Raw genomic sequence first — 14612 nt, forward strand, 5'->3', positions numbered from 1 at the left:
CAGGGTGTTCTATCGCCCCAACATGTCGCGGGAATGACAACCTTCCCCTGTGTTTGCAGGCCGTATCTCGCGCGCGGGCGGGCCCTCAGCGGCGCTTCAGCGTCTCGCCGTAGCTGATCGTCGGCGTGAGCTCGATCACCTTCTCGGCCGCGCTGGCGGGATCGGCGACGCGCGCGGCGATGATCTGCGCCGCCTTGCGTCCGATCTCGGCCCGGCAGGCGTCCATGGTGGCGAGCTTGCGCGGCAGCCCGTCGAGCAGTTCCACGCCGTTGAAGCCGGCCAGTCCGACCTGCCCGGGCACGTCCACGCCGAGGTCGAGCAGGTGCAGAAGCCCACCTGCACCGATCATGTCGTTGGAGTAGTAGAGGAAATCGAGCTCTGGCGTGCGTTCGAGGATGGTGCGCGTCATCTCGCGCCCCTTGGCCAGCGCGGAGCCGCCCGAGTAGAACTCCTGGTCGGCGACCTCGATCCCGTGCTTGGCCAGGTGTTCCGTGAAACCCTCGAAGCGTTTGCGCGCCCGGTGGTCGAGCGGCATCTTGGTCCCGAGAAAGCCGATCTGGGTGTAGCCTGCGCGGATGATGGCACGGGCCATCTCGCGTCCCGCCCGGCGGTGCGAGATGCCCACGGCGGCGTCCACGGGGGTGCCGTCGGTGTCCATGATCTCGACCACCGGGATGCCGCTGGCCTTGAGCATGGCCCGCGAGGCGTCGGAGTGTTCGAGCCCCGCGATGATGACGCCCGAGGGCCGCCACGACAGCATCTCGTAGAGGACGCGCTCCTCCTTTTCCGGCAGGTAGTCGGTCACGCCCACGACGGGCTGCAGGTCGGTCTCCTCCAGCTCCTGGCTGATGCCGGACATGACCTCGGGAAACACCATGTTGCGCAGCGACGGGATGATGACGGCGACGAGGTTCACCCGCTGGCTCGCCAGCGCGCCCGCGATCTTGTTCGGCACGTAGCCGAGCGCCTTGGCGGCCTCGAGCACACGTTCGCGGGTGGCCTGGCTCACGTCGCCGCGGTTGCGCAGCACGCGGCTCACGGTCATTTCGGACACGCCCGACGCTTCGGAGACGTCGCGCAGGGTGAGCGGGCGGTGATCGGTCGGCGCCAACGCGGGTCTCCTGTCGGGATGCTGTCGTATGCTAGCGCGAAGCCGCGTGGCCGCACAAGCGACGGGCGCGCGGCGGGGTCAGGCGACCGACGCGATGTAGCCCGCGATCATCAGGTCGAGATGCGCGCCGCCGCCGTTCTTGAAGACCGTGATGTCCCGGGGACTTGTGCGCCCCTCGGCGCCGGCGGCGAGATCGTAGAGATCGGCCCGCACGTCGGCCTCGCGGAGCGCGCCCGAGGCGAGCGGGATCATCAGCTCGCCGATGTGGTGCAGCGTGGTCTCGCGGCTGTCGACGAAGAGCCGTCCGCCCGCGATCAGCGCGTCGTCGGCCTCGCGCATGTCGGCCTTGAAGGCGCCGATCAGGTCGACATGCGTGCCGGGCCGGATCCAGTCGCCGCGGAGGATCGGCGTGCGGGTCATGGTGGCGGTCGAGACGATGTCGGCCTCGGCCGCCGCGGCGGCGAGATCCGGTGCGGGCTCGACCGGCAGGCCCTCGTCGCGGAAAGGTTCGGCGAAGGCGCGGGCCTTGTCGGCGTCGCGGGCCCAGACCGCGATGCGCTCGAGCCCCGGAAAGATCGCGCTGTAGGCGCGCACCAGAGACCGCGCCACCGTGCCTGCGCCGACGACGAGCAGCGTGCGGCTGTCGGGCCGCGCGAGCAGCTCGGCGCCCAGCACCGAATCGGCCGCGGTCTTGAACTCGGTGACGAGCCGGCTCTCGATCACCGCGGAGAGCGCTCCATCCCCGGGGGCGAAGACCAGCATCGCGCCCTGCACCGTGGGCAGGCCGCGCGCCGCGTTCCCGGCCACGACGCTCACGGACTTCACGCCGTAGCCGAGGTCGGGAATGTAGGCCGCGCGCGACAGGAGCGTCGCGTCGGAGGGCCCGAGGAAGGTGTCGCCGATCTCGGCCCGCGGGCGGCGGTGGCCCGCGAGGATCGCGTCGCAGGCGCCGCGCCAGCTCAGCCGGTGGGCGGTGGCGTCGTGGGTGATGAGCTTCATGGCATCCAGTTGGCACCGCGAATGGCGCGCGCCGTCAAGCCCTTCCGCGGGGTTGCCGGGTCAGGCCAGCGCGCCGCGCACGAGTTCCGGCAGCCGCGTGGCGGGCGGCGTGTTGCGCGACCGCGCGGTGCGCGGCAGCCCGTCGATCACCGTCATGCCGACGCCCGGAAGGTTGCCGAGCGCCACGGATTCGAGCAGGTCGCGCCCCGGCGCATGCTGGGCCTGGTCCATCAGCACGAAATCCGCCGCGCGACCGACCTCGATCATCCCGCAATCGAGCTCGCGCCGCCGCGCGGTGTTGCCCGAGCCGAAACAGAACGCGATCTCGGCCGGCACGTTGCCGAGGGCGGACAGCATCGCGATCATCCGCAGGATGCCCAGGGGCTGCACGCCCGATCCCGCCGGCCCGTCGGTGCCGAGGATGATCTGGTCGAGCTTGCCCAGTTCCCGTGCGGTGTTGAGCGTGAGCAGCGCCGCGCGCTCGTTGCCGTTGTGCACGATCTCGAGCGCGGCGGTGCAGGTCTCGCAGAGACAGGTGATCTGGTCGTCGGGCAGGGCGGAATGGCCGCCGTTGATGTGCCCCACCACGTCGGTGCCGGTCTCGAGCACCATGTCCGCGTCGATGAGGCCGGAGCCCGGGATCGACGGGCCGCCGGTGTGGATCGTCGACTGGATGCCGTGCTTGCGCGCCCACTCGACCATCTGGCGGGCGGTCTTGCCGTCCTTGACCGAGCCGAGGCCCACCTCGCCCATGAGCCGCACGCCGGCCGCCGCGAGCTCCGCGAAATCGTGCTCCTCCATCCCGTGCTCGATCACCGGGGCGCCGGCATGGACCTTGACGCCCGAGGGGCGGAAATTCTCGTACCAGCGCTGCGCGGCGATCGACATCGCCTTGAGCCCGACGATGTCCTTGGGCCGGCCCGGCATGTGCACCTCGCCGGCCGAGATCATGGTGGTGACGCCGCCGTGCAGGGTCGAATCGATCCAGTGGAGCTGCTGCTGGCGGGGCGTGTAGTCGCCCACGACCGGGTGCACGTGACTGTCGATGAGCCCCGGCGCCAGCGCCGCGCCGTGCGCGTCGATCTCGTGGGTCGCCCCCTCGATGTCGATGTCGCCCGCGCGCCCGATGGCGGTGATCCGGCCGCCCTCCGCGACCACGCAATCGGCATCGAGGATCGGCTCCTCCATCCGGCCCGACAGCATCAGGCCCACGTTGCGGATGACCAGTTTCTGCGTCGTGTCGGACATCGGACAGCTCCTGCGGCGTTGGAAAAGTTTGTTTGAACGCTAACAGCTTCGGCGCGCCGATCAAGCGCCCGGTGCGCGCGGCCTGCGCGGCGCGCGGCGCTGCCCGGGAAAGGGGCGCCGGCGGGGTGCGGACGCACCGGCCGCGCGATTGTCGTTGACAGGAGCACCCGTGGCGATTTCTTATTCGTATGCTAACAAGTTTTTCGCAGCGGGACCGGGCCGCGCAGGCGGTGCCCGGTCGAGAGTGAGGCGGCGATGCCCTATCTTGCCCCGACCCGGCTCGACGAGGCCCTGGACGCCCTGACCGAGGGCGCGGCCATCATCGCGGGCGGCACAGACTGGTATCCGGCACAGGGCACGCGGCCCTTCGCGGGCACGCTGCTCGACGTGACCCGGATCGAGGGGATGCGCGGCATCGCACGGGCCGCGGACGACAAGGGCTGGCGGATCGGCGCGGCGACCACCTGGACCGACGTGGCGCGCGCGGACATGCTGCCGCCCGCCTGCGACGGGCTGCGCGCTGCCGCACGCGCCGTGGGCGGCATCCAGATCCAGAACGCGGCCACCGTGGCGGGCAATCTCTGCAACGCCTCGCCGGCCGCCGACGGGGTGCCTCCACTCCTCGCGCTCGACGCCGAGGTGGAGCTGACGGGCCCGCGCGGCGCGCGCCGGCTGCCCCTCGCGGAGTTCGTGACCGGCGTCCGGCGCACCGCGCGCGCCCCGGACGAGCTGGTGACGGCGCTCGTGCTTCCCGACCCGCCCGAAGGAGCGCATGGCAGCTTCGTCAAGCTCGGGGCGCGCGCCTACCTCGTCATCTCGATCGTCATGGTGGCGGCCGTCGTGTCGGTGACCGCCGGCCGCGTGCGCGGTGCACGGATCGCCGTCGGCGCGGCCTCACCCGTCGCGGTGCGCCTGCCTGCGCTCGAGGCGGCGCTCGAGGACTGCGCGCTTGGCGAGGTCGACGCGGTCGTCGCCGCGCATGCCCCGTTTCCGGCACTGACGCCCGTGGACGACATCCGCGCCAGCGCCGCCTACCGGCACGAGGCGGCCGCCGAGGCGGTGCGCCGCGCGCTCGCCGCCGCCACGCGAGGAGACGCATGATGGATCGCATCGCGGCCGAGACGCTGACGGCCTTCATTCTCAACGGATCCGACGTGCAGGCGGCGCCGCGGCTCGGCGAACGTCTGTCCGAGACGCTGCGCGAACGGCTGGGCGCGCGCGACGTCAAGGTCGGCTGTAACGCGGGCGATTGTGGCGCCTGCACGGTGCTGGTCGACGGCGCGCCGGTCTGCGCCTGCCTCACGCCCGCGCAGGCAGTGGCCGGGCGGCGGGTCGAGACGCTCGCTGGGCTCGTGGCGGCGGATGCCGACGCGGCCCGGCTCGCCCGCAGCTTCGAGCGGCACCAGGCGGCGCAGTGCGGCATCTGCACGCCCGGCATGATGGTGTCGGCGGTGGCGCTGCTGCGCACGGTGCCCGAGCCCTCGGAGGCGCAGGTCGCCGACGCGGTGGGCGGCGTCCTCTGCCGCTGCACGGGCTACCGCAAGATCCTCGAGGCCGTCCGCACCGCGCACGAGGACGCCGGGCCCGCGCCCGAGGCCGGCCTCGGCGTGGCCGCGCCGCGGCTCGACGGGCGGGCCAAGGTCGCAGGCACCGAGCGGTTCGGCGACGACGTGGCGCCCGCGGGGGCGCTGGTGGCGCGCGCGGTCCGCGCCCCGCACCACCGTGCGCGGTTCGCCTTCGGCGACCTCGACGGCTGGCGCGCGGCGCATCCGGGCGTCGCCTGCGTGCTGACCGCCGCGGACGTGCCGGGGCCGAACGCCTACGGAACCATCCCGGGCTTCGAGGATCAGCCGGTCTTTGCCGAGGGCGAGACCCGGTTCAAGGGCGAGGCGGTCGCCTGCGTCGTGGGCACGGCCGAGGCGGTCGCGGCGCTGGACCTCGGGCACTTCCCCGTGACGTGGGAGCCGCTGACGCCGCTCCTGGCGCTCGACGACGCGCTGGCCGAGGGGGCGGGCGACCTGCATGCGGGCCGTGCGGGCAACGTGATGTGCGGCGGGCGCGTGGCCTGCGGCGATGCGGACGCGGCGCTGGCGGCCGCGGCCGAGGTGGCCGAGATCGAGATTGCCACCAGTTTCGTCGAACACGCCTATATCGAGCCCGAGGCGGGCTATGCCGAGATGGTGGAGGACAGGCTGCACCTTCATACCTGCACGCAGGCCCCGGGCATGTTCCGCGACGGCCTCGCGCGGCTCCTCGCGCTGCCGGCGGACCGCGTGCGCGTGGTGCCGACCGCGGTGGGCGGCGGGTTCGGATCGAAGCTCGACCTGACGCTGCAGCCCATGGTGGCGCTCGGCGCGATGCGCACGGGAAAGCCCGTGCGCATGTGCTACGAGCGCACGGAATCCATGGCGACGACCACCAAGCGGCACCCCGCGCGCATCGCCGTCCGGGTCGGCGCGGCGGCCGACGGGCGGCTGTCGGGCATGACCTTCCGCGGCGACTTCAACACCGGGGCCTATGCGAGCTGGGGGCCCACGGTGGCGAACCGGGTGCCGATCCACGCCTCGGGGCCCTATGCGTGCCGCGACTACCGCGCCGAGAGCCGCGCCATCCACACCCATTCCGCGCCCTCGGGCGCCTTCCGCGGATTCGGCGTGCCGCAATCGGCGATCGCGCAGGAAGCGGCCTTCGACATGCTCGCCGCGCGGCTCGGGATCGACGCGCTCGACTTCCGCATCCGCAACGCGCTGCGCGACGGGATGCCGACGGTCTGCGGGCAGGTCTTCGACAGCGGGGTCGGCATCGTCGCCTGCCTCGAGGCGCTGCGGCCGGCCTGGACCAAGGCGCTGCGCGACTGCGCGTCCTTCGACCCCGCCGGCGGGCCGCTCCGCCGGGGCGTGGGCGTCGCGGCGGGCTGGTACGGCTGCGGCAACACCTCGCTGCCGAACCCCTCGACCATCCGGGCGGGACTCACCGCCAGGGGCCGCGTGGTGCTCCACCAGGGCGCGGTCGACATCGGGCAGGGGTCGAACACCGTGATCCCGGTGATCTTCGCCGAGGCGCTGGGCGTGCCGGTGGCGGACATCGACATTCTCGGCGCCGACACGGACCTGACGCCCGACGCGGGCAAGACCTCTGCCTCGCGCCAGACCTTCGTCAGCGGCAACGCCGCGCGCGCCGCGGGCGCGGCGCTGCGGGCCGCGATCCTGCGCACGGCCAATGCCGGGCCCGATGCCGAGATCACGCTCGGCGACGGCCACGTGCACGTGCGCGACGGCACCCGGATCGAGGCGCTGGACCTCGCCCGGCTCGATCCCGATCCCGCGGGCTACGTCCTCGCGGCGGAAGAGACATGGGACCCGCCCATCGCGCCGCTCGACGCGGACGGGCAGGGCATTCCCTACGCGCAGTTCGGCTACGCGGCCCACCTCGCCGAGGTGGAGGTGGACGTGGCGCTCGGCACCGTGCGGCCGCTCCGGATCGTCGCCGCCCATGACGTCGGCCGCGCGATCAACCCGCTGCTCGTCGAGGGGCAGGTCGAGGGCGGCGTGGCGCAGGGCCTCGGCATGGCGCTGATGGAGGAATTCGTGCCGGGACGGACCGAGAACCTGCACGATTACCTGATCCCCACCGCGGGCGACGTCCCGCCCGTCGAGACACTGGTGCTGGAGGTCCCGGACCCGGTCGGGCCCTTCGGGGCCAAGGGGCTTGGCGAGCACGCGCTGATCCCGACCGCGCCCGCGATCCTGAACGCGATCCGGCACGCGACCGGCGTGACGGTGACACAGGTGCCTGCCACGCCCGCGCGGCTGCGCGCCGCGCTGAAGGAGGCTGGCCATGCCTGACCGGACCCGCGCCGACCAAGGGAGGCTGACATGCCCGACGACCGCGTGACGGCGCCCCCGTCCGAGAAGATCCGCTGCGACGCCTGCCCGGTGATGTGCTACATCGCCGAGGGCCGCGCGGGCGCCTGCGACCGCTACGCCAACCACGGCGGCACGCTGGTGCGGCTCGATCCCCTGACGGTGATCGAGCGCGGCGCGCCGGCGGTCGCCTTCCTCGACACCGGGGAGAACGCGCAGGATTGGGACGGCGACGTCATCCAGGGCGCGCGGTCCTTCGTGACGGCCGTGGGCGCCGGGACGACCTATCCCGACTACAAGCCCGCGCCCTTCATCGTCAGCCAGGAGGTGCAGGGCATCGACATGGTCACAGTGGTGACCGAGGGGATCTTTTCCTATTGCGGCGTGAAGGTGAAGATCGACACCGACCGCCACATCGGCGAGGAGCGCAGCCCGGTCCGCGTCGACGGCGAGATGATCGGGCACGTGATGACGGCGGAATACGGCTCGAAGATGCTGTCTCTCGGCGGGGTCGAGCACCTGACCGGCGGGTCCAAGAAGGAGGGCCGCGTCACCTGCGAGGCGCTGCTCGCGCTCTGCAACCGCGAGCCGGTCGAGATGCAGATCGACGGCGGCGCGACGCTGGTGGTGCAGGCGGGCCATCCGCCGGTCATCAACGGCGCGCCGGAGCGGCTGATGCGCGTGGGCTGCGGCTCCGCGACCATCGGCATGTTCGCGCAGCAATGGCAGGGTCACGTGGACGAGGTCGTGGTGGTCGACGACCACATCACCGGGGTGCTGACCGAGCACGAGGCGGGTCGGGGGCTCGACATGACGCCGTCGGGCATCCGCGTGGCCGGACGCCGGTCGACGCCCGGGCGCTATTTCCAGGTTGCCGCGCCGGGGACCGGCTGGGGCGGGACCGACATCGAGGACCCGCTGACCATCCTCAAGCCCGCGGACCCGAAACGCGCATGGGCGGGCCTGAGGCTCCTCATGATCTCGACCACCGGCGAGCAGGCGGCCTATTACGTGCTCGACGGCGACCTCGTGCCGCAGCCGGCCGGGATGCCCCCTGCGCTGGCCGCGGTGGCCGAGCGGATCGCCGAGAACTGCGAGCCCTCGCTCTGCTCGGTGCTGTTCATGGGCGGGGCGGGAGGGTCCCTGCGCGCCGGCGTGACCGAGAACCCGGTGCGGCTGACGCGGTCGGTGAAGGATGCGCTGACCCACGTCTCCTGCGGCGGCGCCGAGGCCTATGTCTGGCCCGGCGGCGGCATCACCTTCATGGTCGACGTGATGGACATGCCCACGAATTCCTTCGGCTCGGTGCCGACGCCCGCGCTGGTCGCGCCCATCGAGTTCACGCTGCGGCGCGAGGATTACGGCGCGCTCGGCGGCCACGTGGACCGGATCCGGCCGGTCGAGAGCGTCATCACGCCCCAGATCCGCCGCGTCCCGCCCCGCGAGGGCGAACCCGATCCGGCGGACCGCGAGAATTTCCGATGGTCGCGCGGGCGGCGCGGATGAGGCCAGCCGCGGCGCTTCTCCCGGGGGACCGGCTGCACCTCCAGCACGGGCCGATCGACCTCGTCATCGGGGCCGAGGGCGACCGGCGGGCGGCCTTTGCCGCCGCGCGGGCGCGGTTCGACACGGTGCTCGAGGAACTGGTGGCGGAGCTGCCGCAGCTGCGCCGCCCGGTGCCCTCGCCCACGCCCGAGGGAGAGACCGCGCGGCGCATGCACGCGGCCTGCCTGCCGCACGCGGACGGCATCACGACGCCCATGGCCGCGGTCGCCGGGGCGGTGGCCGAGACGGTGCTGGCGGCGATGGTCGCGGCGGCCCCCCTGAGGCGCGCCTATGTCAACAACGGCGGCGACATCGCGCTGCACATCGCGCAGGGCGCGGAATACGCGGCGGGCATCGCCGCGCCCGACGGCACGTCGCTCGGGACCGCGCGGATCGCCGCGGGGGACCCGGTGCGCGGCATCGCCACGAGCGGGCAGGGCGGGCGGAGCCTGAGCCTCGGGATCGCGGACGCGGTCACGGTGCTCGCGGCCTCGGCCGCCGCCGCCGACGTGGCGGCCACGCGCATCGCCAATGCCGTCGACCTCGCGGGCCATCCTGCGATCCGCCGCGCGCCCGCCGCGACGCTGCGGGACGACAGCGACCTCGGGCAGGTGGCGGTCGTCACCGCCGTAGGCTTGCTCGACCCCGAGGACATCGCCGCGGCGCTCGACCGCGGCGCCCGCGCCGCCGACGCGATGCGCCGCGCGGGCCTGATCGCCGCGGCCGCGCTGTTCCTGCGGGGATCGACCCGCAGCACCGGCGCGCTCGCCCCGCAACGCCTAAGGAGACCGGAACATGCCTGACGTGCAGATCCGCAAGATCGCCACGCTCATCGAGGAGGTGCGCCACGAATTCGGGCCCCCGCCCGGGACGCCGCTCCTGCGGGGCGCGATCCTCTGCGCCATCGCCAATCCCTATGCCGGCGCGTACGCGCCCGACATCGCGCCCTTCATGGAGGACCTGAAGCCGCTCGGCCTCGACATGGCGAACCGGCTGCTCGCGGCGCTGGGCGGCGACCCGGCGCGGATCGAGGGCTACGGCAAGGGGGCGATCGTGGGCGGCGCGGGCGAGCTCGAGCACGGCGCGCTCTGGCACGTGCCCGGCGGCTACGCCATGCGCGAGGCGCTGGGCGGAGCCATGGCCATCGTGCCCTCGACCAAGAAGGTGGGGGGCGTCGGCGCGCGGCTCGACGTGCCGGTGACGCATGTGAACGCCTCCTACGTGCGCTCGCATTTCGACGCGATGGAGGTCGGGCTGCCGGACGGACCCAGGGCCGACGAGATCGTCGTCGTCCTGGTCATGACCACCGGCGCGCGGGTGCATGCGCGCGTGGGCGGACTGGCGGCGGCCGACATCGAGGGAAAGGACGGACTGAGATGAGCGCGGACATCCGGAAGATCGCGGTCTGGGTCGAGGAAACCCACCGCGAGGCGGGGCGCGCCATCGCGCCCGCGACCCGCAAGGCGGTGGCGGCGGCGGTGATCGCGAACCCCTTCGCCGGGCGCTACGAGGAGGACCTCGCGCCGCTCATGGAGATCGGCGCGGAACTGGGCGGGCTTCTCGGCGCGCGCTGCGTGGCGGCGCTCGGCATCGCGCCCGGGCAGGCGGAGAGCTACGGCAAGGCGGCGATGGTGGGCGAGAACGGCGAGCTCGAGCACGCGGCGGCGATCCTGCATCCGAAGCTCGGCGCGCCGCTCCGCGCCGCGGTCGAGAAGGGCGCGGCGCTGGTGCCCTCGTCGAAGAAGATGGGCGGGCCGGGGCAGGTGCTGGACGTGCCGCTCGGGCACAAGGACGCGGCCTATGTGCGCTCGCATTTCGACGGGATCGAGATCCGGCTGAACGACGCGCCGCGGGCGGACGAGATCCTCGTGGCGGTCGCGGTCACCGATTCCGGGCGGCCCCTGCCGCGTGTGGGCGGGCTCACCGCGGCGGAGGCCAAGGGCGAGGACGGCCTGCGCTAGGCGGGCGGCGCCGGGGGCTCCGCCCCCGGACCCCCGGGATATTTCCGCCAAGAAGAAGGGGCGGGGCGGTCCCCGCCCGCCTCAGCCGAGGGCCGCGTCGCAGCGCGCGCAGACGGCGGGATGCCGGTGGGTGCCCACGTCGGGCAGGATCTTCCAGCAGCGCTCGCATTTCCCGCCATCGGCGCGTTCGAACACCACGCCGATGCCGGGGCTCTCGGCGAGGCGGAAGCCGTCGGAGGGCACCGGGTCGCCCGAGAGCGCGATGCCCGAGGTGATGCAGATGTCGTCGAAGGGCACGTCCCGCAGCGCCGCGAGGATCTCGGTGTCCTCCACATGCACCACCGGGGCCGCCTCGAGCGAGGCGCCGATCGCCTTGTCGGTGCGCTGCACTTCGAGCGCCGCGGTCACCACGCGCCGGGCCTGGCGCACGCGCGCCCACTTGGCGGCGAGCGCGTCGTCGCGCCATCCGGCCGGGGTCTCGGGCATGTCCTGCAGGTGGACGGAGCTGTCCTCGCCCGGGAACCGCTCGAGCCAGACCTCCTCCATGGTGAAGACGAGCACCGGGGCGAGCCAGGTGGTCAGCCGGTGGAACAGGAGGTCCATCACCGTGCGCGCCGCGCGCCGGCGCGCGGTGTCGCCGTCGCAGTAGAGCGCGTCCTTGCGGATGTCGAAATAGTAGGCCGAGAGGTCGATGGTGCAGAAGTCGAAGAGCGTGCGGAACACGCCCTGGAAGTCGAAGCTGCGGTAGCCCTCGCGCACCCGGACGTCGAGTTCGGCGAGCCGGTGCAGCACCCAGCGCTCGAGCTCGGGCATCTCGGCCGGCGCGACGCGGTCGGCTTCGGAGAAGTGCGACACCGCGCCCAGCAGGAAGCGCATGGTGTTCCTGAGCCGCCGGTAGCTGTCGGCGGTGCCCTTCAGGATCTCGGGGCCGATGCGCTGGTCGGCGGTGTAGTCCGCCTGCGCCACCCAGAGCCGCAGGATGTCGGCGCCGTACTGCGTGACCACCTCGTCGGGCACCACCGTGTTGCCGAGCGACTTCGACATCTTGTTGCCCTTGGCGTCGAGCGTGAAGCCGTGGGTCACCACGTTGCGGTAGGGTGCCCGGCCGATCGTGCCGCAGGCCTGCAGCATGGAGGAATGGAACCAGCCGCGGTGCTGGTCGGTCCCCTCCATGTAGACGTCGGCGATGCCGTCCTCGGTGCCGTCCGCGCGGTCGCGCAGCACGAAGGCGTGGGTCGAGCCGGAATCGAACCACACGTCGAGGATGTCGAACACCTGGTCCCACTGGGCCGGGTCGTGGTCGTCGCCGAGGAAGCGTTCCTTGGCACCGGGCTTGTACCAGGCATCCGCGCCCTCGGCCTCGAACGCCTCGAGGATGCGGGCGTTCACGGCCGGATCGCGCAGCAGGAAATCGGGGTCCGTGGGCTTGCCGCCGGCCCGGGTGAAGCAGGTGAGCGGCACGCCCCAGGCGCGCTGGCGCGACAGCACCCAGTCGGGCCGCGCCGCGATCATCGAGTGCAGGCGGTTGCGCCCGGAGCGCGGCGTCCAGGTCACGAGCTCGTCGATCGAGCGCAGCGCGCGTTCGCGGATCGTGGTGCCGTAGGTGTCCTGCCCGTCGCCCACGGGGCGGTCGATGGCGGCGAACCATTGCGGCGTGTTGCGGTAGATGACCGGCGCCTTCGAGCGCCAGGAATGCGGATAGGAATGCTTGATCTTGCCGCGCGCCAGGAGGCCGCCGACGGCGGCGAGCTTGTCGATGACGGCCTTGTTGGCGTCGCCTTCCTTGCCGTTCTCCCGGAGGATGCGCGCGCCGCCGAAGAAGGGCAGGTCGGACCGGAAGCTGCCGTCGTCCATGACGTTGTAGGTGATGACCTGCTCGAGCATGCCGAGACCGCGGTAGAGGTCGTATTCCTCCATCCCGTGCGAGGGCGCGCAATGCACGAAGCCCGTGCCCTCGTCGTCGGTCACGAAGTCGGCGGCGCGGAAGTCGCGCGGGCCGTCCCATTCGCCGCCCGAGCCCTCGGCCCCGGCGAGCGGGTGGGCGAGCGTCATGGCGCCGAGCTGCTCGGGGGTCACGTCGCGCAGGCGCCGCCACTGCCCGTCCGACAGGCGTGCCTTGGCGAAGGTCTGCGCGGCCAGCCGGTCGGCGAGGATGAAGCGGTCGCCGGGCGCGGCCCAGCATTCCTCGGGCGTCTCGGTCACCTCGTAGAGCCCGTAGGCGAAGTCGGCGCCGAACACGACGGCCTTGTTCGACGGGATGGTCCAGGGCGTGGTGGTCCAGATCACCACGTTCGCGCCGACGAAGGCCTCGCGCGCCTCGGCCTTGGCGCGCACGACCGCCTCGCGCTCGTCGTCGGTCGCCTCCTCGTCCGAGACGTCGAGCTCGGGCATCGAGAAGTCGGTGACGCGGAACTTCACCCAGATGGTGAAGCTCTCCTTGTCGTGGTACTCGACCTCGGCCTCGGCGAGCGCGGTCTTCTCGACCGGGGACCACATCACCGGCTTCGAGCCCTGGTAGAGCACGCCCGACATCAGGAACTTCTGGAAGTCCTCGGCGATGATGCGCTCGGCGCGGTAATCCATCGTCAGGTAAGGCGCGGCCCAGTTGCCGGTGATGCCGAGCCGCTTGAACTCGTCGCGCTGGATGTCGATCCAGCCCTCGGCGAACTTCCGGCATTCCTGGCGGAAATCGACGACGTCGACCTCGTCCTTGTCGAGCCCCTTGGCGCGGTACTGCTCTTCGATCTTCCACTCGATGGGCAGGCCGTGGCAGTCCCAGCCGGGGATGTAGCGCGCGTCGTGCCCCATCATCTGGTGGCTGCGCACGATCATGTCCTTGATCGTCTTGTTCAGCGCGTGACCGATATGCAGGTGGCCGTTGGCGTAGGGCGGGCCGTCATGCAGGGTGAAGGGCGGCCGCCCGGGCTTTTCCCTCAGGCGGTCGTAGACGCCGATCCGTTCCCACCTCTCGAGCCAGCCGGGCTCGCGCTTGGGCAGGCCCGCCCGCATGGGAAAGTCGGTCCGGGGAAGGTTCAGCGTGTCCTTGTAGTCGGGCACGGTACGGGTGTCGGTCGTGTCGGCGCACATGTCGGGCGTCCTCGGGCAATCTTCGGGATCGGTCGAAATGAGGGGCGGCGCGGGCGTCCAGACGCCATTGTCCCGGCGCAGCGTGCTGGTGTCACGGCGCCGGGCAGCTAATTCGGATGAGGATCTTGAAGGATGCCGTCATGGCGCGGGTTATAGGCCCGCGGCCGGGCGAGGTAAAGCCGGCGGGCGGCCTGCGGGCCCGCCGCGCGGCCCGGCGGGCGTCGGCCGGTTCCGACCGATCGGCGCGCGCATCGGCAGGGCCTTGCCGGGGCGGGCGGTGCCGCGCTGCGGCGCGGCCGGAACCGGCCGAGGCGCGGGGGCGGTTCCGGCAGGCTTCGGCCGCTTTCCGGCCGTTCCACCGTCCTCCCATGGCGAACCGGGACGTGCGGCCCAATCTCCTGGAACAGGTCCCGCCGCACGATGCAGGGTGGGGCACAGTCGCGACCTCAGAGGAGTGATCGTCATGGCTTACAGCGACCGGAACCAGTCGACCGACCCCTACGTGCAGCCGATGGGCGCGGACCCGTCCATGCGTGCCCCCGCCTCGACGGGCAGCGCGCTTGCGGGGCTCGGCGTGGTGCTCGCGCTCATCCTCGCGGTGATCTTCGGCACCAGCATGCTCGGCGGCTCGGACGATGCCGCGACCGGGGAGACGGTCCCCGCCGTCGAAAGCGGCGCGCCGGCCAGCGACGCGGCCGATGCGCCGCTCGCCCCCGCAGGCGAGGCGCCGACCGCGGGTACGGCTGCCCCGGCCGAGTGACCTTCCCCATACATGCGCCCCGGTCTCCCCGCCGGGGT

The 14612-nt window shown here is 72.6% G+C and carries 11 protein-coding genes; 7 read left to right on the top strand and 4 right to left on the bottom strand.

Annotation, left to right across the window (positions count from 1 at the left end):
- Positions 1 to 85: 85 nt before the first annotated feature.
- The 3 genes from RISW2_RS02890 to RISW2_RS02900 all read right to left on the bottom strand — a co-directional run bounded on the left by RISW2_RS02890 (position 86) and on the right by RISW2_RS02900 (position 3358).
- A complete protein-coding gene (locus RISW2_RS02890; protein WP_043766329.1) occupies positions 86 to 1111 on the bottom strand; it encodes a LacI family DNA-binding transcriptional regulator in 1026 nt (341 codons plus the stop codon).
- 78 nt (positions 1112 to 1189) lie between these two features.
- Positions 1190 to 2110 carry an ornithine cyclodeaminase family protein gene (locus RISW2_RS02895; protein ID WP_043766332.1) on the bottom strand — a complete coding sequence of 307 codons (921 nt, stop codon included), beginning with the start codon at positions 2108 to 2110 and terminating at the stop codon, positions 1190 to 1192.
- Positions 2111 to 2170: 60 nt separating this feature from the next.
- Positions 2171 to 3358: an amidohydrolase family protein gene (locus RISW2_RS02900; protein ID WP_043766334.1), complete on the bottom strand. Its 1188-nt coding sequence runs from the start codon at positions 3356 to 3358 to the stop codon at positions 2171 to 2173.
- A 255-nt stretch (positions 3359 to 3613) separates the two neighbouring features.
- Here RISW2_RS02900 and RISW2_RS02905 point away from each other — a divergent pair, with 255 nt between their 5' ends.
- From RISW2_RS02905 to RISW2_RS02930, 6 genes are read left to right on the top strand one after another with little or no spacing between them, the layout of a single operon-like run.
- On the top strand, positions 3614 to 4459 hold the full coding sequence (locus RISW2_RS02905; protein WP_043766338.1) for an FAD binding domain-containing protein: 846 nt from the start codon (positions 3614 to 3616) through the stop codon (positions 4457 to 4459).
- Positions 4459 to 7203: a molybdopterin-dependent oxidoreductase gene (locus tag RISW2_RS02910; protein ID WP_043766341.1), complete on the top strand. Its 2745-nt coding sequence runs from the start codon at positions 4459 to 4461 to the stop codon at positions 7201 to 7203. Before RISW2_RS02905 ends, RISW2_RS02910 begins: the two co-directional genes overlap by 1 nt.
- A 30-nt stretch (positions 7204 to 7233) precedes the next feature.
- Entirely contained in the window at positions 7234 to 8727 is a 1494-nt protein-coding gene (locus RISW2_RS02915; protein ID WP_043766342.1) for a hypothetical protein, read from the top strand.
- Positions 8724 to 9569, top strand: a complete 846-nt coding sequence (locus tag RISW2_RS02920) for a UPF0280 family protein (RefSeq protein ID WP_043766509.1) — start codon at positions 8724 to 8726, stop codon at positions 9567 to 9569. The genes RISW2_RS02915 and RISW2_RS02920 overlap by 4 nt, the downstream gene beginning before the upstream one ends.
- On the top strand, positions 9562 to 10146 hold the full coding sequence (locus tag RISW2_RS02925; RefSeq protein ID WP_043766343.1) for an amino acid synthesis family protein: 585 nt from the start codon (positions 9562 to 9564) through the stop codon (positions 10144 to 10146). Before RISW2_RS02920 ends, RISW2_RS02925 begins: the two co-directional genes overlap by 8 nt.
- Positions 10143 to 10727 (top strand): amino acid synthesis family protein, encoded by a 585-nt coding sequence (locus tag RISW2_RS02930; protein WP_043766346.1) that lies wholly within the window; start codon positions 10143 to 10145, stop codon positions 10725 to 10727. Before RISW2_RS02925 ends, RISW2_RS02930 begins: the two co-directional genes overlap by 4 nt.
- Positions 10728 to 10808: 81 nt before the next feature.
- Here the strand turns inward: RISW2_RS02930 and ileS are convergent, their stop codons facing one another.
- Positions 10809 to 13814 (bottom strand): isoleucine--tRNA ligase, encoded by a 3006-nt coding sequence (ileS, locus tag RISW2_RS02935; RefSeq protein WP_043766348.1) that lies wholly within the window; start codon positions 13812 to 13814, stop codon positions 10809 to 10811.
- A 463-nt stretch (positions 13815 to 14277) separates the two neighbouring features.
- Here ileS and RISW2_RS02940 point away from each other — a divergent pair, with 463 nt between their 5' ends.
- The gene (locus RISW2_RS02940; RefSeq protein ID WP_043766351.1) at positions 14278 to 14574 is read left to right on the top strand and encodes a hypothetical protein; all 297 of its coding nucleotides are present in this window, start codon (positions 14278 to 14280) and stop codon (positions 14572 to 14574) included.
- The last annotated feature ends 38 nt before the right edge of the window (positions 14575 to 14612 follow it).

Source organism: Roseivivax isoporae LMG 25204 (assembly GCF_000521865.1).
Lineage (GTDB): Bacteria > Pseudomonadota > Alphaproteobacteria > Rhodobacterales > Rhodobacteraceae > Roseivivax > Roseivivax isoporae.

Coding starts and splice junctions, on each gene's coding strand:
- RISW2_RS02895 (WP_043766332.1), bottom strand. CDS start 2,110: ATGAAGCTCATCACCCACGACGCCACCGCCCACCGGCTGAGCTGGCGC.
- RISW2_RS02900 (WP_043766334.1), bottom strand. CDS start 3,358: ATGTCCGACACGACGCAGAAACTGGTCATCCGCAACGTGGGCCTGATG.
- RISW2_RS02905 (WP_043766338.1), top strand. CDS start 3,614: ATGCCCTATCTTGCCCCGACCCGGCTCGACGAGGCCCTGGACGCCCTG.
- RISW2_RS02910 (WP_043766341.1), top strand. CDS start 4,459: ATGGATCGCATCGCGGCCGAGACGCTGACGGCCTTCATTCTCAACGGA.
- RISW2_RS02915 (WP_043766342.1), top strand. CDS start 7,234: ATGCCCGACGACCGCGTGACGGCGCCCCCGTCCGAGAAGATCCGCTGC.
- RISW2_RS02920 (WP_043766509.1), top strand. CDS start 8,724: ATGAGGCCAGCCGCGGCGCTTCTCCCGGGGGACCGGCTGCACCTCCAG.
- RISW2_RS02925 (WP_043766343.1), top strand. CDS start 9,562: ATGCCTGACGTGCAGATCCGCAAGATCGCCACGCTCATCGAGGAGGTG.
- RISW2_RS02930 (WP_043766346.1), top strand. CDS start 10,143: ATGAGCGCGGACATCCGGAAGATCGCGGTCTGGGTCGAGGAAACCCAC.
- ileS (WP_043766348.1), bottom strand. CDS start 13,814: ATGTGCGCCGACACGACCGACACCCGTACCGTGCCCGACTACAAGGAC.
- RISW2_RS02940 (WP_043766351.1), top strand. CDS start 14,278: ATGGCTTACAGCGACCGGAACCAGTCGACCGACCCCTACGTGCAGCCG.